Source organism: Crossiella sp. SN42 (genome assembly GCF_023897065.1).
In the GTDB taxonomy this organism is placed as follows: Bacteria; Actinomycetota; Actinomycetes; order Mycobacteriales; family Pseudonocardiaceae; genus Crossiella.
This window is the reverse complement of record NZ_JAMHIV010000001.1, coordinates 595,126-616,307: the sequence shown is the minus strand read 5'-3', so window position 1 is coordinate 616,307 and position 21,182 is coordinate 595,126. Positions and strand designations below refer to the sequence as shown.

At 72.5% G+C, this 21,182-nt stretch carries 19 protein-coding genes; 14 read left to right on the top strand and 5 right to left on the bottom strand.

The features are described from left to right. Positions 1-12: 12 nt before the first annotated feature. The 12 genes from M8C13_RS02710 to M8C13_RS02645 all read left to right on the top strand — a co-directional run bounded on the left by M8C13_RS02710 (position 13) and on the right by M8C13_RS02645 (position 11,609). Positions 13-582, top strand: coding sequence for a TetR/AcrR family transcriptional regulator (locus M8C13_RS02710; RefSeq protein ID WP_252478803.1), 570 nt, complete (start codon positions 13-15; stop codon positions 580-582). 1 nt (position 583) lies between these two features. Beyond that, positions 584-979 carry a tautomerase family protein gene (locus tag M8C13_RS02705; RefSeq protein WP_252478802.1) on the top strand — a complete coding sequence of 132 codons (396 nt, stop codon included), beginning with the start codon at positions 584-586 and terminating at the stop codon, positions 977-979. Positions 980-1,165: 186 nt separating this feature from the next. After that, positions 1,166-2,089: a TauD/TfdA family dioxygenase gene (locus tag M8C13_RS02700; RefSeq protein WP_252478801.1), complete on the top strand. Its 924-nt coding sequence runs from the start codon at positions 1,166-1,168 to the stop codon at positions 2,087-2,089. Between the two features lie 87 nt (positions 2,090-2,176). Beyond that, positions 2,177-2,962, top strand: a complete 786-nt coding sequence (locus M8C13_RS02695) for a hypothetical protein (protein ID WP_252478800.1) — start codon at positions 2,177-2,179, stop codon at positions 2,960-2,962. A gap of 65 nt (positions 2,963-3,027) precedes the next feature. After that, positions 3,028-3,834, top strand: coding sequence for a hypothetical protein (locus M8C13_RS02690; RefSeq protein WP_252478900.1), 807 nt, complete (start codon positions 3,028-3,030; stop codon positions 3,832-3,834). Beyond that, positions 3,821-4,513, top strand: coding sequence for a MerR family transcriptional regulator (locus tag M8C13_RS02685; RefSeq protein WP_252478799.1), 693 nt, complete (start codon positions 3,821-3,823; stop codon positions 4,511-4,513). The genes M8C13_RS02690 and M8C13_RS02685 overlap by 14 nt, the downstream gene beginning before the upstream one ends. Positions 4,514-4,522: 9 nt before the next feature. Next, positions 4,523-7,957 carry a protein kinase gene (locus M8C13_RS44990; RefSeq protein ID WP_308202754.1) on the top strand — a complete coding sequence of 1,145 codons (3,435 nt, stop codon included), beginning with the start codon at positions 4,523-4,525 and terminating at the stop codon, positions 7,955-7,957. 47 nt (positions 7,958-8,004) lie between these two features. After that, positions 8,005-8,874 (top strand): tetratricopeptide repeat protein, encoded by an 870-nt coding sequence (locus M8C13_RS02665; protein WP_252478798.1) that lies wholly within the window; start codon positions 8,005-8,007, stop codon positions 8,872-8,874. Further along, complete coding sequence (locus M8C13_RS02660; protein ID WP_252478797.1) at positions 8,875-10,020, top strand: protein kinase; 1,146 nt, start codon at positions 8,875-8,877, stop codon at positions 10,018-10,020. A gap of 40 nt (positions 10,021-10,060) precedes the next feature. Next, positions 10,061-10,423: a helix-turn-helix transcriptional regulator gene (locus M8C13_RS02655; RefSeq protein WP_252478796.1), complete on the top strand. Its 363-nt coding sequence runs from the start codon at positions 10,061-10,063 to the stop codon at positions 10,421-10,423. After that, positions 10,420-10,905, top strand: coding sequence for an SRPBCC domain-containing protein (locus M8C13_RS02650; protein WP_252478795.1), 486 nt, complete (start codon positions 10,420-10,422; stop codon positions 10,903-10,905). The genes M8C13_RS02655 and M8C13_RS02650 overlap by 4 nt, the downstream gene beginning before the upstream one ends. An 89-nt stretch (positions 10,906-10,994) precedes the next feature. Continuing rightward, on the top strand, positions 10,995-11,609 hold the full coding sequence (locus M8C13_RS02645) for a hypothetical protein (protein ID WP_252478794.1): 615 nt from the start codon (positions 10,995-10,997) through the stop codon (positions 11,607-11,609). On the opposite strand, the gene M8C13_RS02640 is transcribed toward M8C13_RS02645, so the two are convergent. From M8C13_RS02640 to M8C13_RS02630, 3 genes are all read right to left on the bottom strand, one after another. Next, entirely contained in the window at positions 11,606-12,565 is a 960-nt protein-coding gene (locus tag M8C13_RS02640; RefSeq protein ID WP_252478793.1) for an alpha/beta fold hydrolase, read from the bottom strand. The genes M8C13_RS02645 and M8C13_RS02640 overlap by 4 nt on opposite strands. A gap of 59 nt (positions 12,566-12,624) precedes the next feature. Then, positions 12,625-16,308 (bottom strand): S8 family serine peptidase, encoded by a 3,684-nt coding sequence (locus M8C13_RS02635; RefSeq protein WP_252478792.1) that lies wholly within the window; start codon positions 16,306-16,308, stop codon positions 12,625-12,627. Positions 16,309-16,409: 101 nt separating this feature from the next. After that, positions 16,410-16,937: a hypothetical protein gene (locus M8C13_RS02630; RefSeq protein ID WP_252478791.1), complete on the bottom strand. Its 528-nt coding sequence runs from the start codon at positions 16,935-16,937 to the stop codon at positions 16,410-16,412. 223 nt (positions 16,938-17,160) lie between these two features. On the opposite strand from M8C13_RS02630, the gene M8C13_RS02625 reads away from it, so the two are divergent. Beyond that, positions 17,161-18,588: a PepSY domain-containing protein gene (locus M8C13_RS02625; protein ID WP_252478790.1), complete on the top strand. Its 1,428-nt coding sequence runs from the start codon at positions 17,161-17,163 to the stop codon at positions 18,586-18,588. On the opposite strand, the gene M8C13_RS02620 is transcribed toward M8C13_RS02625, so the two are convergent. Beyond that, positions 18,522-18,842, bottom strand: coding sequence for a hypothetical protein (locus M8C13_RS02620; protein WP_252478789.1), 321 nt, complete (start codon positions 18,840-18,842; stop codon positions 18,522-18,524). The genes M8C13_RS02625 and M8C13_RS02620 overlap by 67 nt on opposite strands. A gap of 239 nt (positions 18,843-19,081) precedes the next feature. On the opposite strand from M8C13_RS02620, the gene M8C13_RS02615 reads away from it, so the two are divergent. Further along, a complete protein-coding gene (locus M8C13_RS02615) occupies positions 19,082-19,912 on the top strand; it encodes an SGNH/GDSL hydrolase family protein (RefSeq protein ID WP_252478788.1) in 831 nt (276 codons plus the stop codon). Positions 19,913-19,915: 3 nt separating this feature from the next. On the opposite strand, the gene M8C13_RS02610 is transcribed toward M8C13_RS02615, so the two are convergent. Beyond that, positions 19,916-21,127, bottom strand: a complete 1,212-nt coding sequence (locus M8C13_RS02610) for a CdaR family transcriptional regulator (protein ID WP_252478787.1) — start codon at positions 21,125-21,127, stop codon at positions 19,916-19,918. Positions 21,128-21,182 lie beyond the last annotated feature (55 nt).

Below are 21,182 nucleotides of genomic sequence, written 5' to 3'. Positions count from 1 at the left end.
TATGGTTCGGTGGTGGACACCAGGGAGAAGTTGATCGAGAGCACCCGCGCGCTGCTGTGGGAGCGCGGGTACGTGGGCACCAGCCCGAAGGCCATCCAGGAGCGCTCCGGCGCGGGCCAGGGCAGCATGTACCACCACTTCTCCGGCAAGCCCGAGCTCGCCCTGGCCGCGATCAACCGCACCGCTGAGGACCTGCGCGCCAGGGCCGAAGCCGCCTTCACCGCACCCGGCCCGGCGCTCGACCGGGTGGCCGCCTACCTACGCCGCGAACGCGAGGCGCTCAAGGGCTGCCCGGTCGGCCGCCTCACCCAGGACCCCGAGGTGATGGCCGACCCTGCCCTGCGCGACCCGGTCGAGCAGACCTTCGCCTGGCTCACCACCCGCCTGGCCGACCTGCTGGCCGAGGCCCAGTCCAACGGGGATCTCGCCCCCACCCTCGCCCCCGGGCCCACCGCCACCGCACTGGTCGCGGTCCTCCAGGGCGGCTACGTGCTGGCCCGCGCCGCGGGCGCCACCGAGCCCTACGCCAACGCCATCGAAGGCGCCCTCGGCCTGCTCGCCGGCCACCGGGAAGGCCGCTGACATGCCCTTCGTCCGCATCGACGCCCTGCACGCCGAGCCTGCCCGCCTGGCCGCCCTCGGCCGCGCCGTGCACCAGGCCCTGATCGAGACCATCGGCATCCCACCCGATGACCTGTTCCAGGTGCTGACCGCGCACGACGGCGTCACCAGCACCCTGCGCTACGACAACTTCCTTGGCGTGCAACGAGATGCGGGCGTGGTCTTCGTGGCGATCACCCTGCGCTCGGGGCGGCCGGTGGCGCGCAAGCAGGCGCTGTACCGGCGGATCGCGGAGCTGGCCGAGGAGTACGCGGGGACCGAGCCGCGCAACGTGCTGGTCACGCTGACCGAGAACGAGCCTGCCGACTGGTCGTTCGGGCACGGGGTGGCGCAGTACGTCGAAAGTCCTCCCGTCTAGTGGGAACGCTTGCCCGGAGGGTGGCCGAGGCCGGATCATCAGGGCATGGCTTCGGAGTTGTGCGCCGGTTCGCGGTGGCGCGGTGCGGGCGTGGCCGCCCTGCTCGTGCGCCGCGGCCGCCTGGGATCGCCGCCCGCGTGACCTGACCCGGCACGCACCCGCATCCCAACCCCGAGGACTCTCGCCATGACACCGCACCTGTCCGCGTTGCGCCCGGCCACCACCCCTGACGACGGCATCCTGGAAGGCCCGCGCCTGCTGCGCCGCCTGCCCGAGACGATCGAGGAACGTCCCTACGAGCTGTTCACCCTGCGTCCGCTGGGCCGGGTGATCGGCGCCGAGATCACCGGCGTCGACCTGGCCGATCCGCTGAGCCCGCGCATGCGCGCCGAGCTGAACCGGGCGTTGCTGGAGTGGAAGGTGTTGTTCTTCCGGGAGCAGGCGATCACCTCGGCGCAGCAGCGGGCCTTTGCCGCGCACTGGGGGGAGCTGGAGGTCAACCCGTTCATCCCGCAGGGCGAGGCGGCCGAGGTGACCCGGTTCGAGCGTGGGGCCGGTATGCCGGGGATGGAGAACATCTGGCACACCGATGTCACCTTCCGGCCGGAGCCGGCGCTGGGGTCGGTGTTGCGGCTGATCACGGTGCCGCCGCTGGGTGGCGACACGATGTGGGCGGACATGGCCGCGGCGTATGACAACCTGCCCGCCGAGGTCCAGCGGCGCATCGAGGGCCTGCGCGCGGTGCACGACTACATCCCCGGCTTCGCCCGCTTCACCGACCCGGAACTCCTGCTGCGCCACCAGGAACAGTTCCCGCCGGTGGAGCACCCGGTGGTGCGCCGGCACCCGGAGACCGGCCGCCGCACCCTGTTCGTCAACCAGGCCTTCACCACCCACATCACCGGCCTGGACCGCGCCGAGAGCGACCGCCTGCTGCGCTACCTGTTCACCCAGGCGCACACCCCGGAGTACCAGGTCCGCTTCCAGTGGCGGCCGAACTCGGTGGCGTTCTGGGACAACCGGGCGACCCAGCACTACGCGGTCAACGACTACCACCCGCACGCCAGGATCGCCGAGCGGGTGGCCATCGCGGGGGACCGGCCGTACTGACCGAGGGGCCGCCCGTTGGGCCGGTAGATGGTGCGGACCGGCGGGCAGTCACGGCCGGAAGTCGTTGGGGTGTCCCATGATTGGCCGATGACCTATCGACTACTGAGACGCGTCGTGGCGCTGGCGGCGGCGGGCGTGCTCACCCTGACCGGGATCGCGGCGGGTGCGGAACCGCCCGCCGCGCAACGCTCCGCCGCCGCTCGACCGGCCACTGTGGACACTCCATCGGCACTGGTCGGTCCCAACCGGACCGTCGGGGTGCTCTACATCCTGCGCCCCAATGGATCCGTGCAGTCCACCTGCACCGCGGCCACCGTGTCGAGCGCGACCCGCAGTCTGATCGTCACGGCGGCACACTGCCTGGCCCCCGGCGGCACCGGCGCCTACTACCACAGCTTCGAGTTCCTGCCCGGCTTCTCCCCGGACCAGCCCCGTCCGTTCGGCACCTTCAAGAGCATCCGGCCGTCGGTGGCGCCCGCCTGGCTGCACAACCGGGACTACGCCTTCGACGTCGGCTTCCTGTCGGTGCAGCGCAACGAGTTCGGGCAACGGCTCGGTGACGCGGTCGGCGAGAACGGGTTCCAGCCCAACCAACCGGTCAGCGCGCCCCGCACCGTGTGGGGCTACCAGGACGGCTTCGTCCAGCAGTCCTGCTTCGGCCAGACCTACTCCTACGACGCCACCCGGATCGCCATCAACTGCCGCTACGACCTCGGCGCCAGCGGCGGCCCGTGGCTGCGCGACTACAACGCGACCAGCCAGCTCGGTCTCGTCAACGGCGTGAACAGCCAGTCCGGCAGCGGTTTCGCCACCTCGTCCTACTTCGGCGACGCGATCTGGAACCTGTACCAGGAGCGGGCCAACGGGTCCTGAGGCGCGCTCCGGCGGCTTCTGAGCCATTGACCTTGACCCGAGGGCAAGGTTGACGCTGGTGCGGTATGAGCGGTTGGCGGCGGGTGCTGGTCATCGTCCCGGTGGTGTCGCTGGGCGGCGCGGCCATGGCACTGGTCTCCGGGCTGGTGCCGTGGCCGCACGCGTGGGCGCTGCTGCTGGCGGCGGAGGGACCACATCTCGGGCTGGTCGTGGGCACCGTGGGGTACGCGACGGTGCTCTCCGTGCGCCGGTGGCGGGCCGGGCAGCGGTGGTGGCCGGCGTTCCGGCGCTCCTGCTACCAGGTGCTGCCCGCGCCGCTCGCCTGGGCGATCACCAGGGAGCTGGCGAGCCTGGTCGCGGTGGGCGCGCTCCTGCGGCGGCGTCCCTCGGCGGGTGACCACGGCGGCGGGCGGGGCCGGGTGTTCGCGGTTGTGCTGGCGGCCGTTGTGGTCGAGCTGGTGGTGCTGCACCAGGTGATTCCCTGGCCGGTGGTGCGGCTGGTGCACGACGTCGTGGGCGGGTACTCGCTGATCATCTTGGTCGGCTACTGGGCGGTGCCGCTGACCCGGCCGCACCAGGTGCTGCCGGACCGGCTGGTGCTGTGGTCCGGACCGGAACTCGTCGCGGAGCTGCCCCGGCGTGGAACCACAGTGGCACAACGGGTACCGCGACGACGCCGGGCCGCGCTGGCCGAGGACGGGTGGCTGGTGCTGCCCAACGGCCGCGGCTTGACCAACCTGGTCCTCCAGCCGGATCGGCCGGTGCGTGCCAGGCTGGGGGGACGGACAGGCTGGGTGCGCGGCGTCGAGCTGGGACTCGACGATCCGGCCGCGTTCCGCGCCGCGCTGGAGGGGGACAATGCTGATCGGTGAGCTCGCCGAGGTGGTCGGCGTGTCGACCAAGACGATCCGGCACTACCACAAGGTCGGGCTGCTGCCCGAGCCCGCGCGGCTGGCCAACCGCTACCGCCGCTACACGGTGCGGGACGCGGTGCGGCTGGCCCGGATCCGGCGGCTCACCGAGCTGGGTCTCAGCCTGGCGGAGACGCAGGCGGCGCTGGCCGCCGACGAGGGCCGCGGCCTGACCGAGTTGCTCGGGCGGCTGGCGGCCGACCTGGAACGACAGGAGCGGGAGCTTCGGAAGCGACGGTTTCGGCTGCTCGCCCTGGTGCGAGGTGACGCGGAGGAACCGGTCGCCGAGCTGGCGCAGGTCCTCGCCGACGCCTTCCCGGACAGCGCGACGGCCGACCGGGACCGGGACTACCTCAGCGTGCTGGCCAGGCGGATCAGCCCCGAGCTGGTGGCGTGGTGCCGGAACCTGCTCCGCGATCCGGACCTGGTCGACCGCCTGCGGCCGCTGTACCGCCGGTTCGACGAGCTCGCCGCCGCGCCGGCGGACGACCCACGGATTCCGCTGCTGGCCAAGGACATCGCCGAGCTCATCCCGGCGGGGAACCGGCGGCATCCGGTCGCGGCGGCGGCCGCGGTGGACCTGCCGCCCGCGCACGCCCGGTTGCTGGACTGCCTGCTGGCGCGGTGGTTGCCCGGGTAACGTGCACCCGTGGACGCTGATCTCGCGCGGACCTGGCAGCCGGGGCAGGTTGTCCTTGACCTGTATGAGGTTCTGGACGTCATCCGGACCGGCGGGATGGGCCTGGTCCACCGGGTGCGGCATCTCGGGTGGGATGTGGAGCTGGCGGTGAAGGCGCCGCGGCGGGAGCTGGTGGGCACGGCCGAGGGGGAGCGGCGGTTCGCGGCGGAGGCGGAGTCCTGGGTGGGGCTTGGGGCGCATCCGAACACGGTGAGCTGCGTGTACGTGCGGCGGCTTGGCGGGCTGCCGAGGGTGTTCGCGGAGTGGGTGGACGGCGGGGACCTGGCCACGGCGGTGCGGCAGCGGCGGATCTACCGCGAGGGCAACGGGTTGGCGCGGGTGCTGGATGTCGCCATCCAGTCGGCCTGGGGACTCGGGCACGCGCACGAGAGCGGGCTGGTGCACCAGGATGTCAAGCCCGCCAACGTGCTGCTGGGGTCGGATGGGGCGGTCAAGGTCACCGACTTCGGGTTGGCGGGGGCTCGGGCGGCGGCGGGGGAGCGGCCGGTGGCCGTCGGTGGAAGTGTGCTGGTCAGTTGTGGTGGGCTGACGCCTGCCTACTGTTCGCCGGAGCAGGCGCGGGCGGCGGCCGGGGCGGAGGTGCGGCTGACCAGGGCGACCGATGTGTGGTCCTGGGCGGTGAGCGTGCTGGAGCTGTTCACCGGTGGGCCGCCGGCCCGGTTCGGGCAGGCCGCGGCGGAGGCGTTCGCGGGCTATCTGGCGGACGGGCCGCCAGAGCCGGGGTTGCCGGTGATGCCCGCTGGTGTGGCGGCGTTGCTGGAGCGGTGTTTCCGCGTCGATCCGGGGGAGCGGCCGTCGGGGATGGCCGAGGTGGCCGCGGAACTTGTTGCGGTGTATGGGGAAGTGGTCGGGCCCTATCCTCGGGTGCGGCCGACGGCGGCGACGCTGCTGGCCGATGGGTTGTCCAACCAGGCACTGTCCATGATGGACCTTGGACACGATGATCAGGCGGAAGCGTTGTGGGAGCGGGCTTTGCTGGCCGATCCGCGGCATCCGCACGCGGTGTACAACCGCGGGTTGCGGCGCTGGCGGGCAGGCGAGCTGACCGATGCTGAGCTGCTCGCGGAGGTCGGCGACAGCGCTGACGAGCACCTGCTGGGCCTGATCCACCTGGAGCGGAGTGATGCCGGTCGGGCGCGGGAACTGCTGCGCGCGGCGGCCCGACGGGAGCCCTCGGCCGAGGTGCGGGCGGCGCTGGCCAGGGCGGAGCAACTGCCGCCGCTGCGGGAGCCGGTGTGCCTGGCGGGGCGGGCGAGTGCGGTGGCGCTCAGCGCGGACGGGCGGGTGGTGGCTGCCGGGGAGCGGCCGGTGGACGGCGAGGGCGGGGCGGTCCTGGTGTGGGAGGTGCGCACCGGGGCGCTGCGGCATCGGCTGGATGGGGCGGTCGCGGTGGCGTTGAGTGCCGGTGGCGAGGTGCTGGCCGCGGGCGGTCGTGGTGGCGCGGTGCAGGTGTGGGACCTGCGCGAACCGGTGTTGCTGGGCCAGTGGGACGGGCACACGGGGCCGGTGGCGGCGGTGGCGGTGAGCCCGGACGGTGGGCGGGTGGTGACCGCGGGGCGGGACGGCGCGGTGCGCGTGTGGACGGCCGCTGGGGAACTGGTGCACGCCCTGGAACAGCCGGGGTCGGGATCAGCCGCCGAGGTGCGGGTGGACGGGCGGGTGGTGGTGCGCTGGGACCGGCACACGCGGCGGTTGCGGGTGTGGGAGCTGGGCAGCGGGCAGCTGCTGCGCTCGTTCGGGGTGCGCGGCGGGCAGGCGGTGCTGAGCGCGGACGGGCGGGTGGCGCTGGTGGCCGACCGGCACGAGCTGGCGGTGTGGCGGCCGGAGTCCGGTGAGCTGGTGCGCACCCTCAGCCGACCGGTCGGTTGGGCGGAGCCGGTGGCGGTCAGCGGGGACGGATTGCGGGCGGTGACGGCGGGGCAGGACGGGTTTCGGTTGTGGGAGCTGGCTTCCGGGCGGTGTCTGCGCTCTCTGCCGGCCGGTCGGGCGGAGGCACTGGCGCTGAGTGCCGATGGCGGGCTGGCGGTGTCTGCTGGCGAGGGGGTGGTGCGGGTTTGGGAGGTGTCGCCGGGTGGGCCGAGGGCGGCCTGGAGCTATCCGCGGCCGCGACCGGCAGTGGAGCTGTCCGACATCGCCGAGGCGGTCGTCGCGGCGCAGGATCGGGCGGATCGGTTGGTGGAGCGGGGGAAGTGGTCCGGCGCGGCGGCGGAGCTGCGGTCGGCGATGGCGTTGCCGGGGTATGAGCGCAGTCCCGGGTTGCTGGCGCGGTGGGCGCGGCTGGGGCGGCAGGGGCGGCCGAGCGGGGTGCTGGGGGCCCGGCAGGTGCGGCAGCTCGACGGGCAGGACCAGTGTGCGCTGACTGCCGATGGGCGGCTGGTGGTGTCGGCCGGGGCTGGGCGCAGCGTTGACGTCTGGGAGGTCGCCACGGGGACGCGGGTGCGGCGGTTGAGCGGGCATGGCGATTCGGTGCGTGCGGTGGCGCTGGATCCGGCCGGGGAGTTCGCCGTGACCGGGTGCGTGGACGGGAAGGTCCGGGTGTGGGACCTGGCGGACGGGGAGTGCACGCGGGTGTGGGACGGGCATCGCGGGGAGGTGGTCGCGGTGGCGGTGCGGGGGCGGGCGGTGGTGTCGGCGGGGGAGGACCGGACGGTGCGGGTGTGGCGGCTGGACCGGCGGCGGGGGCGGGTGTTGCGGGGGCACGGGGAGCGGATCCGGTGGGTGGAGTTCAGCCCGGATGGCGCGCGGGTGTTCTCCCGGGATGTGGTGGGGATGTTGTGGATCTGGGACGTGGGCGGTGCGCGGACGGGGTGGTTGCGGAAGGCGCGGGGCGGGGCTGAGCGGCGGGCGGGATCGCTGCGGGGCGGGGGCGGGTCCTCGCCGAAGGTGCTGGGTGGCGCGGTGGATGGCGCCAGTCAGCTCGCCGTCAGCGCCGACGGGCGGATCGGCCTGCTCAGCGGCCCCACCGCTACCGTCCTGCTCTGGCACCCGTCCACCGGCGACTACCTCGGTTTGCTGGCCGGCGCGGGCTCCCGGGTCACCGCCCTCGCGATCAGCGATCGCACCGGCTACTCCGGCGGCGAGGACGGCACGATCTGGGTGTGGGACCTGGCCGCACAGCGCGCGATGCACTCACTGACCGGGCACGAGGGCGCGGTCAGGCAGCTGGTGGCGCACGACCGCTTCCTGTTCTCCGCCGGCGCCGACGGGACCGTGCGGGTGTGGGATCCGGTGGGCGGGCGCTGTCTGCGGGTGCTCGCCGGGCACGCCGGGGCGGTGGGATCGGTGCGGGTCAGCGGGGATGGGCGGACCGTGGTGTCCTCGGGTGCGGACAAAACGCTGCGGGTGTGGGAGGTCGACTGGGATTATGTGTTCCCCGATGAGTGAGGGGAAACGCGGTGCTGTTGAGGTGTTTCGGCTGGTCCTGTCCGCGGATGATCTCGGTGTCCAAGGCGCCCGGCGGGAATTCGGTGGCGCTGGCCGATCCGGCGCACTTCGCGGTCAGCTTCCGGATCTGCCTGGACTGCCAGCGCACCTACTGCGACCGCTGCCTGCCCGAGCGCAGCGGCCTGTTCCGGGGGCCGCGCTGCCCGAGCTGTGGCGGCAAGTTCGCCGACGGCGCGCGGCGGCAGCAGGTGCTGAGCCGGCCACGGGAACCGGCCGCCGACCTGCACGACGAGGGGGTTGAGCTGGCGGAGCGGGGGTTGCTCGGGGAGTCGCTGGCGGTGTTCGACCAGGTTGTGCGGCAGCGGCCCGGGTATGTCAGCGCGCACTTCCACCGCGGGCTGGTGCTGCGCGAGCTGGTCCGATACCCGGAGGCGGTGGACGCGCTGGAGCGGGCCGCCGAGCTTGATCCGCGCAACGTGCTGGCCCTGTACGAGCTGGCCGAGGTGCACCGCAGGGCCGAGCAGCCGGAGCGGGCGCTGGACTGTTACGACCGGGCGTTGCGGGTGCAGCCCTGCTACCTGGCCGCGCTGGTGGACAAGGCGATCACGCTCACCGAGCTGGACCGGCCCTCGGCGGCGCTGGACTGCTGTGAGCAGGCCATCCGGCTGGACGCGGCCGGTGCGGACGCCGGGCGCACCGAGCACCTGCGCGCCCACGCCCACGCCGCCCTCGGCGCGGCGCTGCTGCGGCTCGGCAGACCCGCGGAAGCGTTGGCGGCACTGGACATCGCGATCAGCGACGGGCCGGACCACCCGGAGACCTACTACGACCGGGCGGAGGCACTGGCCCAGCTGGGGCGCACCGAGGAGGCCGAGCAGGCCCACCGGGTGGCCGGGGACCTCGGGGACCGGTGGTAGATGCGCACCACGGTGACCCTCGCCGTCAGCGACTCGGTGCGGGAGAAGCAGTTCACGGCGGCGGGCAGTTGCGTGGTCGGCCGGTCGCTGGACTGCGACCTGCGCATCGGCGACGGGGACAAGCGGATCTCCCGCAGGCACTGCCTGATCGAGGTCGACCCACCCGAGGCGCGGGTGCGGGATCTGGGCAGCCGCAACGGAACCCGGGTCAACGGGGTGGCCATCAACGGGGAGCAGCGGCTGCTGCACGGCGACGAGATCGGCATCGGCGACACCGTGCTGCGGGTGAGCGTGGGGTTCACCGGGTACAAGATCGTGCGCAGGCTCGGCCAGGGCAGCCAGGGGGTGGTGCACCTGGCCAAGGACCTGGTTTCCGGCTCGCTGGTCGCGGTGAAGACGTTGTGGGGCGAGCAGTCGGTGGACCAGCAGGCCCGCACCGCCTTCCTGCGCGAGATCGAGAACAGCCGGGCGCTGCGCCACCCCAACGTGCTGGAGTTCCACGGCGCCGGCGCGGGCGGCTCGGCGTTCCTGCTGGCCAGTGAGTACTGCGCGGGCGGCAGTCTGGCCGACCTGGTGACCGGGCAGGGCGGTCGGCTGCCCGTGGAGCGCGCGGTGCCGATCCTGTCGCAGGTGCTCGACGGCCTGGCCTACGCGCACCAGGCCCCGGTGCCGTGGGGGAACGGGCTGGTGCACCGGGATGTCAAGCCGCACAACATCTTCCTCGCCGGAACCACCGAGGAGCCGGTGGCCAAGATCGGCGATTTCGGGCTGGCCAAGGCGTTCGACCGCGCCGGCCTGTCCGGGCACACCCGCACCGGCGCGCTGGGCGGCAGCGTGGCCTTCATGCCGCGCGCCCAGGTGGTGAACTACAAGTACGCCAAGCCCGAGGTCGACGTCTGGGCGGCCGCGGCCACCCTGTACTGGACGCTCACCGGCGAGACCCCGCGCACCTTCCCGCGCGGCGAGGACCCGGTCACGGTGGTGCTCACCGACCCCGTGGTGCCGATCCGCGAGCGCGATCCGGCGATCCCGGCCCGGCTGGCCGAGGTGCTCGACGCGGCCCTGCTCGACCCGCCGCCGATCAGGACCGCGGCGGAGCTGGCCGGGGCGCTGCGGGCGGCTCAGGGACAGGGCGATCGGGCCTGAGGGTTTACATCGGACCAGGTACGGGCTAACGTACAACCAAATGGTTGTAGATGAGTTGGCCGACGAGCCGGTGGACCGGCTGTTCCACGCGCTGGCCGACACCACCCGCCGGGACATCGTGCGACGGTGCACCCGGGAGGCGGTGTCGGTCTCGCGGCTGGCGCAGGCGTATCCGATGAGCTTCGCCGCGGTGCAGAAGCACGTGGCGGTGCTGGAGCGCGCCGGGCTGGTGGTCAAGCAGCGGCAGGGCCGGGAGCAGCTGGTGCGCACCGACCCCGCCGCGCTGGACCGGGCGCGGCTGGCCCTGGATCAACTGGAAATGACCTGGCGAGCACGGGTGGACCGGATGTCCGCGCTGCTCGGGCAGGCCGAGGAGACCCTCGAACGAGAGCAGGACCGATGAGCGTCACCAGTGTGGACAAGGACTTTGACAAGCTCACCCTCAGTCTGACGGCTGACTTCGGTGCGCCTATCCAGCAGGTCTGGCAGCTGTGGGCCGACCCCCACCAGCTAGAGCGCTGGTGGGGCCCGCCGAGCCACCCGGCGACCATGGAGGAGCACGACCTGACCCCCGGCGGGGCGGTCACCTACTACATGACCGGTCCCGAGGGCGAGAAGTACCGGGGCTGGTGGCGGATCGACTCGGTGACGCCGGAGCGCGCGCTGGAGTTCACCGACGGTTTCGCTGAGGCCGACGGCACGCCCAGCACGACCATGCCGATCTCGACTGTGCGGATGACGCTCACCGAGCACGACGGCGGCACCCGGATGCGGCTGGACACGGCCTTCGGCAGCAAGGAACAGATGGAACAGCTGATCAAGATGGGCCACGAGGAAGGGCTGACGCTGGCGGTCGGCCAGATGGACGCCCTGCTCGCGGGCTGAGTCCCGGGCGCGGCACTGGGGACCGCCCCACCATCGCAGCGGTGGTCGTCCCCAGTGCCCGGCGGTCCGGGTTTGGGTTGACTGCCCGCATGAACTCACCGCTGTCCCGGCGCACCGCCCTGCGCGGCGGCGCGCTGGCCGTGACCACCGCCGCGCTCGCCGCACCCACCGCCACCGCTGAGCCTGCGGGAGAACAGGTTCGCGGGTCCTTCACCGTGCGGGACCGCAGAGGGCGGCAGCGGGTGCTCGCCGACACCAAGCGGCCACCGGTGATCATCGGCGGCCAGGTGATCCCGGCCGACCAGCGCCAGGGGCCCGAGCACGGCACCTACCTGATCTTCAACGACGAGCACGGCTCCGAGCGCGGCGGCATCGTGGCCGGGGCCTCGGCAGCCTCGGTCTCCCTGGACTACCCCAACGCCCAGGCCCTCACCCTGGGCACGCGCTGGCAGGGCGAGCACGGCGCGGCGGCGCTGTTCTTCAAGCAGATGCCCGATCCGCGGCTGCCGCCCGGCCAGACGCCGCCGATGCCGACCAGGGTGGAGCTGGTTTGGTCCACTGTGGACGGTGCGGTGCTCGCGTTGAGCGATTCCCAGGGCAGGCCGCGCATCGTGCTGTCGGTGGACGCCCAGGACGTGCCGAGCATCCGGGTGCTGGACGAGCACGGCGCGGTGGTGGGCGGCCTGCCCCTGGCGCCCGGCTAGCCGAAGAAGGCGTTCAGCTCGGCCAGCACCGCGGCCGGCTGCTCCTCGGCGAGGTAGTGCCCGGAGTCCTTGATCTCCCGCACCCGTACGTCGGTTGCCTTGTGCGGCAAGTGTTCGGCCAGGTAGTGGTAGTTCGGACCGGCGCCCAGCCCGAGCACCGGCATGGTCAGCTGGCCGTGGCTCTTCTCGTCCACGATGTCCTGCACGAACCCCTGGTACCAGCCGTTGCCCGCCCGGACCGCGTCCTGCGTGGCGTAGGCGTGCGCGTAGATCGCCCGGTCGCGCTCGTCGATGGCGGCCCGGTTGACCAGCAGCATGTCGCAGAAGTGGTCGATGAGCAGCCGCGAGCGGCCGGCGATCAGCTGCTCCGGCAGGCCCTGGGCCTGGTTGAAGGCGAACCACCACGGGAAGAACGGCTGACCGGGGCGGGGGATCAGGGTCAGCTGGTACAGGCTCTCGTCCACGTGCGCGACGTCGAGCAGGGCCAGTTTCCGCACCGTGCCGGGGTGGTGCGCGGCCAGGCTCTGCGCCACCATCGCGCCGATGTCGTGCCCGGCCACATCGGCCCGCTGGTGGCCGAGCTTGCCGATCAGCTCGTGGATGTCGCGGGCCATGGTCTTCTTGTCGTAGCCACCGGCCGGTTTGCCGGAGCCGCCCATGCCGCGCAGGTCCACCGCGATCACGGTGTGCCGCTTGGCCAGCGCGGGCATGATCTTGTGGAACTCCCACCAGGTCTGCGGCCAGCCGGGTAAGAGCACCAGTGGCGAGCCCGATCCGCCGATCACGTAGTGCAGGCGGGTGCCGTTGACCTCGGCGTGCGCGCTGCGGAAACCCAGCGAGCGGGCCAGTGCGGCATCAGAGGGGACTCGCGGCGCCGGCGAGGCCGAGGCGGCCCCGCCGGTCACCGCGAGCGTGGCGGCGGTAGCGCCGAGGGCGAGCATGCTTCTACGGTCCATGGGCGGACCGTAGGTCACGCCGCCCGGTTTGCCAGGGGGTTTCGGCTACCGCTGAAATCTCATCCGATCTCGTAGGCTTTGAGCACGGTCTGCTCCACGGTGTTCACATCATCGGATGCCTTGCCGCGCAGGGACACGAACCCCTTGGCCGGGTTGCGCACGGTAGCGGTCCAGCCCGCCTCCGTCTTGTCCACCTTGGCCTGCTGCCAGGTCTTCCCCTCGTCGACGGAGTAGTCCACGGTGAGGCTGGTGACCGTGGCCGGGCCGTCCTGGCGGGGCACGGTCACCGGGATGGTGAACTCCCGGTCACCCGGCGCCCGGTTGCCGATGTCGACCGGCGGGGCGTAGCGGATGTTCAGCAGTGGCAACGCGCCGTCGCCCCAGGGCGCGGCGAAGGTCCAGGCCGAGGTGATCCGGGTGGAGGTCGGCCACCAGTCGACGTCCCTGGTCACCTCGGACTCCAGCCGGTACTCCCTGGCCCGGCCCAGGGTGAACACGCCGCGGCCGGGGGTGTTGTGCCTGCCGAGCTCGACGCCGTCGCCGTAGAGGGTGGTGCTGCCCTTGTCGATGCCCCAGCCCGGTTCGGTCCGCCTGGGATGCCCGGCGGCGTCGCTCCACCAGGGCACGGTCACGTCGAGCAGCCGGTCCTTGACCCATACCCACGGGTGGTTCTCGCCCAGCTCGTTGCTGGTGGTGCCGGTGAAGCCCGGACCGTTGACCGCCTTGTTCCACTCCTCCCGGTAGGACTTCCCGGCCTCCAGCTTCATCGTCTTCACCAACGAGCCCCCGGCGGCGTACCAGGTGCCGACGTTGATCTCCCAGGTGCCCGGGCTGAAGTACTCGACCCGCTCACCGGAGACCGCCTCGGCGTGCACGTTGACGCTGAACTGCCCGGACGGTGTCTCCGCGTAGGCCCCGACGACGGGGGGCTGTCCCGGGGGAGCACCGTGGTAGACCATGGTCATCTTGGCCAGGTCGGCCGTCTTGACGTGGTGGTCCAGCTTGGCCGGGATCTTGCCCATCGAGGGGAAGGCCAGTTCGTAGCGGTGCTTGCTGCTGGTGCGCGCGATCAGGGACAGCTCCCCGCCCGCCTTGGCGTGCGCGGCCAGTTTTGCCGCGTAGCCACCGTAGACCCGCACCGAGGGCAGCACCGCGGGGTACTCCTCGTCGGTGCTCTTCGCGGCCGCGCGGAAGGGCTGGTCCTCGCTGACGTAGAGCGCGGTGGCCACGCCCCCGGCCGCCTTGACGTCGCGGATGCGTTGGTACACCTCGGCATAGCTCAGCCCGTTGGGCAGGCCGAGCACCACGATCTTGCCCTTGGCGTCGACCTTGGCCAGCTCCGCCGGCGTGCCCGCGCCGCCGTGCACCGAAGGAAGCTTGTGCCGCAACGCATCCTGGGGTGACCCGCGCAGCCAGCCGGTGTAGAGCTCCGTTCGTTGCGGCCCCTCGGCCCACAGTTCGACATCCGGTTCCTCCCGCCGCTGGTTGGTGGCGAAGCTGAAGGCGGGGGAGCTGACGCCGGGGGCGGAATAGGTGGAGTAGTCGTAGAAGCCGATGCTCAGGCCGTGGCCCCAGGTGCCTGCGCGTCCGGTGTCGGTGATGCGGTGGCGCATCTGCGCGGTCCACCAGCCGCCCCTGGCCTCCGGCTGGTCGGTGCTGATCTTGACCTGCTTGGCCAGCCGGGCGTCGAAGGTGACGGTGGTGTTCTTGCTGATCTTCAGCGCCGGGTTGACGAAGGTGCTGATGGCCGGGATGCCCTCCGGGTTCGGCGTGTTCACCGCGCCGTAGACCAGGTACTCACCCGGCGGCACCCTGGCGGTGCCGTTGGCCGGGACCTGGAAGCTCTCGCCGTCCTGGGTGCGGCTCAGCGACAGGTCGCCGAAGTCCTGGGCGGTGGGCGGCTTGCCGTCGCGGCGCAGCACCTTCGCGGTGACCTCGTGGTGCTCGCCCTCCTCGTGCGCGCCGACCAGGGTGCGCAGCGAGGTGGTGCCGTCGGTGGCGGTGAGCGTGCCGCCGTAGCTGCCCGCCTTGGCCGCGCGCGGGATCAGCGAGACCGTAACGGTGGCCTGGCCGCCCGGCGGCACGGTCACCGTGTTCGCGGACAGCTTGGCCAGCCCGGCCGGGGCCGGGGCGCCCGCGGTGTCGGCCAGGTCCAGCTTGAGGTTGAGCGTCACCGGGGTGGTGCCGGGGTTGGTGTAGGTGACCGTGCGGGTCTCCGCCTTGGTGCTGGGCCACTTCAGGAACGCGTTGACCGCGCTCGGCGAGGACCGCACCTTCGCGGCGACCGCCTTGCCCAGGTCCATCCGGCCGCTGCCCACGGCGAACACGCCGCTGTGGTCCACCGGGGCCGAGGTGGCCACCAGCGCCGACTTCAGCTGTTCGGCGGTCCAGTCCGGGTGCTGCTGGGCCAGGACCGCCGCGCCACCGGAGACGTGCGGGGCGGCCATCGAGGTGCCGGATGCCTTGGTGTAGCGCTCGTTCACCGGTTCACCCATGGCGGTGCCCGCGGCGCGGGCGGCCACGATGTCGCTGCCCGGTGCGGAAATCTCCGGTTTCACCGCGTTGTCACCGCGGCGCGGTCCCTGGCTGGAGAACTCGGAACGCACACCGGACTTGGTGACGCTGCCGACGGCCAGCGCGAGATCCGCCCTGGCCGGGCTGTACACCGTGCCGGGCGGCCCGTCGTTGCCCACGGCGACCACGAACAGCGTGTTGTGCTGGCGGCTCAACGTGTTCACCGCCTGCGCCAGCGGATCGTCGCTGTCACTGCGGCTGCCCAGGCTCAGGTTCACCACCTTGGCCTTGACCTCGGCCGCGGCCCAGGTCATGCCCGCGATGATGTCGTCGAACTGGCCCCGGCCGTTGTCGTCGAGCACCTTGCCCACGGCCAGCTCCGCCTCGGGCGCGACCCCCTTGAGCTTGCCGCCCTCGGCCGCACCGGAACCGACCGCGGCGGCGGCCACGTGCGTGCCGTGCCCGTTGCCGTCGGTGACGTCGCCCTTGCCGCTGAAGTCCTTGCTGTGCTTGACCTTGCCGGCCACATCCGGGTGCGTGTCGTCGATGCCGCTGTCCAGCACCGCGACCGTGACACCCTTGCCGGTCAACCCGGACTGCCACGCGGCGGGCGCGCCGACCTGCGGCACACTCTGCTCCAGCGAGGCTTCGACCTTGCCGTTGAGCCAGATCTTGCGCACACCCCCAGCGCGCGCGATGCCCAGCTCCCGCCAGAACTCAGGTGCGGCGGCCTTCTGCCCGTCCACCGCGGTCAGGCCGAGCCCGGACAGCTCACGCTGCACGGTGACCCCCGGCAACGCCTTGGCTCGCTGGGCGGCCGTGTCCTGGTGCTCCACCAGCAACGGCATGACCTTGCTGTGCGCGTCGTCGTAACCCTGCCGGATCAGCCCGGTGATGTTGAACAGCTCCCGGTCCAGCTGCCCCTCGGCCAGCGCCCGCTCAGCGTGCTGCGGCACCAGGTACCAGTCGGTGTGCTTGCCCCTGGTGACCGGGAACTGCCGGAAGCCGACCGACCGCCCCTGCTCGGCCGCGGTGATCGACATGCTCCAGCTGCCGTCACCGCGCTGACTCGCCTGCACCTGGTCACCGGTGATCAGGGTGACCTGGTGCCGCGCGCCCCCGGCCGGCGCCACCGACGGTGCGGCGGCGGCCGAAGGCAGGACCGTGAGCGTGGCGCCGACGGTGGCCAGCGCCACCAGCCCCGCCAACGTCCGCGATCTTCGGTTCATGGTGGGTTCCCCTCAGTGTGGCGACAGGGAACGCCGAACGCGCCCCCTGCCCTTCACACTGTCCGCAGCCACCGCGAGGTTCCACAGCCCACCCGATCGGCCTAGCGGTCGCGCACCCGGTACCCGCCGGTGAGCACCACCAGCTCCGGCGCGGGCGCCACGCACTTCGGCAGCTTGTCCGCATCCACCGGCCCGGTCGTGCCGACCCTGGCGGCCTCGCCAGGCCCGCCGCTGTGCAGGCTGAAGCCCATGCGCTTGCCGCGCCAGTCCGCGATCTCCGGGGCGGTGTCGGTCACGATGATCGACACGGTGGCCGAGCGGCCGCCCGCGGTGACGCAGTCCACCGGGCCGGTGGCCCACAGCTGGACCTTGGTCGCGGCGAAGTAGTGCGTGATCCGGGCCGTGCCCCAGGAGCGCACCGGGTCCCGCGTGCCGGGCTTGCGCAGGGCGTGGGCGTCCACGACGAAGCGGACGTCGTCTTCGCGGGTGATGTAGTCGAGGCGGGCGGCGCCGGTCACGCTCGCGTGGGTGAGGCCGGGGTCCGCCGGGGTGGCCTGGGCCGGGCCGGCGGTCAGCGCGACAGCCGTTGCCGCAACGGAAAGGACCAGCGCGCCGGTTCTTCTACTCATGTTCTCTCCCTGCAACGGTGGGCCGGGTCGCCCACGCCGCAACGATCTCCGGTGCGGGCGGCCCGGTGCCTCCCGCGCGTGGGGGAGCCGGGGGCACCGCACGGGGGAACGGGGTCAGCCAGACAGGCGGCCACCAAACGGCTGCCCCAAGCGAGCGGGAACCGTTCGACATTTCGATCCGACTACCTGGGGAGATCCTCCCTTCCACGATTAAGGAAGCCGGATGACCAACCTGCTCAGCGCCCGGCGCGAGACCCGGCCCGCCGGCCAGTCCCGCTCGGCGCGTCCCCTGCTGTTGCGCCTGCACTTCTACGCCGGAATCCTCATCGGCCCGTTCCTGCTCGTGGCCGCCCTGACCGGACTGCTCTATGTGTTCACCCCGCAGCTGGAACGCGCGGTCTACGAGCACGAACTCTTCGTCACCCCAACCGGTTCGCCCCAGTCACTCGACCAGCAGATCGCCGCCGCGAAACAGGCCCTGCCCGGCGCGACCCTGGTGCGGGTGCGGCCGGGCGCCACCGAGATCGACAGCACCCAGGTGATCTTCAGCCGGGCCGATCTCGCACCCAGCCACTGGCTCACCGCCTACGTCGACCCCTACACCGCCCAGGTGCGCGGCACCCTGGAGACCTACGGCTCCAGCCAGGCCACCCCGGTGCGCACCTGGATCGACGAGCTGCACCGCGGCCTGCACCTCGGTGACCTCGGCCGGTTGTACAGCGAGCTGGCGGCCAGCTGGCTGTGGCTGGTGGTGCTCGGCGGCCTGGTGCTGTGGTGGCAACGACAACGCGGCCGCCGCAAGCGGATGGTGCTGGTGGACCGGCGGATCCGGGGCAGGCGCGGGCTGCTGTCCTGGCACGCGGTGCTGGGCACCTGGATCGCGCTGGTGCTGCTGTTCCTGTCGGTGACCGGCCTGACCTGGTCGCAGTACGGCGGGGAGAGCATCACCGAGCTGCGCAAGGCGCTGTCCTGGCAGACGCCCACGCTGTCCACCAGTCTGTCCGAGCACTCCGCACACGGCGCGCACCAGCAGCACAGCGGGCACACCGGGCCGGACGCGGGGCCGGACCGGGTGCTGGCCGCGGCCCGTCAGTCCGGTTTGGACGGTCCGGTGGAGATCACCCTGCCCTCCGGCGCTGGCAAGGCGTACCTGGTCAAGCAGATCAAGGGCAGCTGGCCGCAGAAGCAGGACGCCGCGGCCGTCGACCCGGCCAGCGCGCAGGTGGTGGAAACCTTGCGGTTCCAGGACTTCCCGCTGGGCGCCAAGCTCGCCAGGTGGGGCATCGACGGGCACATGGGGGTGCTCTTCGGCCTGCCCAACCAGATCCTGCTGGCCGTGGTGTGCCTGGTGCTGATCGCGATGATCCTGTGGGGCTACCGGATGTGGTGGCACCGCAGGCCGACCAGGGACCGCTTCGCGCTGGGCCGGCCGTTCCCGCGCGGCGGCTGGCGGGCCCTGCACCCGGTGGCGCTGGCCGCGCTGGTGCTCGGCGGCGGGGTGCTGGCCTGGCAGCTGCCGGTGTTCGGGGTGTCCCTGCTGGGCTTCCTCGTGGTGGACCTGCTGCTGGCCTGGCGGGCCCGTCGTCAGGCGCTCTCGGCGATCTCCGGCACCGGGCGGACGGTGACCACCTCGCCGGAGGAGTTGACGTAGAGGGTGCCGTACCCGTGCCGCCACCCGGTGATGCGTTCCACCACCGCGACCGCGCAGGCGCGGGCCTGTTCCTGTTCGGCGCAGCGGTACAGCTCGTGGAAGTCGCCACTGATCGGCACCCCGGTCAGCCGGATCCGCACGCTGTAGCGGCCGCCGACGTGGAAGACCTCCTCGATGCCGACCGCGGCGACCTGGTCGGCCCGCACCAGCCACTCGCCGGTGCGGATCCACAGTGTCGTCGCGTTGTCGTTCATGCCTTTGTGGTGGGTCGCCGGAGACGAGGTGAAACCGGCCGCGCGTCGCACAACACGACCGTGGCCGGGCTTCACCCGGACCACCGCGACCGGCCGCGCCCTGACTAGGTAACGACGTTTTTGTGCCCGATCACAACCCGATCCGGGGAACTCTGGAAAATTCGCCACCCCGGCTTCCACCTGCTGGCTCCACCATATGAGCAGTTCTTTTCGACATTGACCCGGAGGTTCGAATGCGGATGCGTGGACGGCTCGCGGCTGGTCTGGCGATGACGGCGGCCGCGATGCTGGCGGGGCCGGCCGCGCAGGCCGATTCGCTGGAGTACGTGGCCATGGGGGACTCGGCGGCGGCCGGGCCGCTGATCCCGCACCAGAACATCAACCTGCTGTGCCTGCGCTCGGACCGGAACTACCCGGCGGTGGCGGCCAAGGAACTGGGCGCGAGCCTGCGCGATGTGTCCTGTTCCGGGGCGGTGACCGCGGATTTCGCGGGGAAGCGGTTCGGGTTCATTCCGGCGCAGTTCGACGCGCTGCGGCCGAGCACCGATTTGGTCTCGGTCACCATCGGCGCCAACGACTCCGGGTTGTTCCAGCAGGCGCTCAGTTGCCTCAACCTGCTGCCGGAGCCCGCCGGGATCTCCTGCGCCGACCGGCTCACCGCCGGTGGCAAGGACCAGCTCGCCGCCGCGGTGGACGCCTGGGCGCCCAAGCTCGGCGCGGCCCTCGACGAGATCCGCGAGCGGGCGCCCCAGGCCAAGATCCTGGTGACGGGCTACGGCACGTACATCCGGCCCGAGGGCTGCCACCCGGTGCAGCCGGTGTGGGCCAAGGACGGGCGCTACCTGCAGAGCGTGATGAACCGGGTCAGCGCGGCCGCCCGCGCCCAGGCCCAGCAGCGCGGCGCCACCTACGTCGACTTCGCCGCGATCACCGTGGGCCACGACATCTGCGCCGCCCCTGCCCAGCGCTACCTGGAGGGCCTGATCCCCACCAGCCCGGCCGCGCCGCTGCACCCCAACGCGCGCGGCATGGCCGCCTTCGGCAAGGCCGTCGCGGCGGCGGCCCGCTGATGGTCAGCGGCGGGTAGCCGCCCGCGCGGCCAGCGCGGCCCGGATCAGGCCGATGTCCCTGGTGCTGGTGGCGTCCAGGCCGGTCAGCTCGTAGATCTTGCGCAGCCGGTAGTCCACCGTGTTGGGGTGCACGTGCAGCTCGCCCGCCGCCGCCCGCCTGCCACCGGCGCGCAGGAACACCTCCAGGGTCTGCACCAGCTCCTCGTTGACGGACAACGGTTCCAGCATCGCGGCGAGCTGGTCCAGGGCGGGGCTGGGCCGGGAGAGCTGGTACTCCAGCAGCAGGTCCGCCAGCCGGTAGACCCCGGGCGGGCGGCCGAAGCGGCCGGCCACCTCCAGCACCTCCCTGGCCACCGCGGCGGCCTCGGCGACCCCGGCCGGTTCGGCGGCCACCACCCCCGCGGTGATCTCCGCGCCCGCGGCCTGGCTCAGCTCGGCCACCACCCGGTGCAGCCAGGTCCAGTCGCGGGCGGACAGCTCCTCGCGGGAGGCCGGGCTGGGCAGCAGCACGGTGCCGCCCTCGGGGGTCAGCGCGGAGAGCACCGGACCGCGCAGCTGCCGGTCCAGCTCGGCGCGCAGCCGCCGCAGCTTGCGCCGGGCGGCGATGGTCGGGTCGACCTCGGGACCGGTCTCGTCGGGGTGGGCGGCCACGGCGATGGCGAGCACCAGGTAGCAGGGCGGCAGCCGCACCCCGGCCTGGTCCGCGGCCGCCTCGGCCGGGGCGCCGGTGAGCAGCGCGGAGAGCAGGGTGTGCCGGGCGGTGTGGTCGTCGTCGAAGGCGGTCTGCCGGGCGTCCAGGTAGCCCGCGCCGACCGCGGGGCTGACCAGCTCCAGGTAGCGCAGGGCGAGGTCGTTGACGGTCATCACGTCCGCGATCTCCTCGGGCCGGGCGTCCGGGCGGAGCGAGTCCCACAGGACCTGCACGCCGATGTGGTACGCGGTGAGCACCACGTCCACCGGGATGCCCTCCTCGGCGCGGCGGGCCGCGGACTCGCGCAGGAAGCCCAGTTCGGCGCGGGTGGGCAGCTTCCCGGTGCGCAGGATGGCGATGAAGGAGCGCAGGGTCTGCTCGATGACCTGGTGGATGTCCCCGGCCAGCTCCTCCTCGGGCAGCAGGCCGTAGGCGGGCACCCGGGCGGTGATCTCGGCCAGCACCCGCGGGACCAGCTCGGGCAGCGACTCGGTGAAGCGCTCGTGCAGTGGCCGACCGCCCACCACCAGATCGCGCGGCTTGTTATCCGTCACAACGAGCCGCGCCAATCTCTGGGAC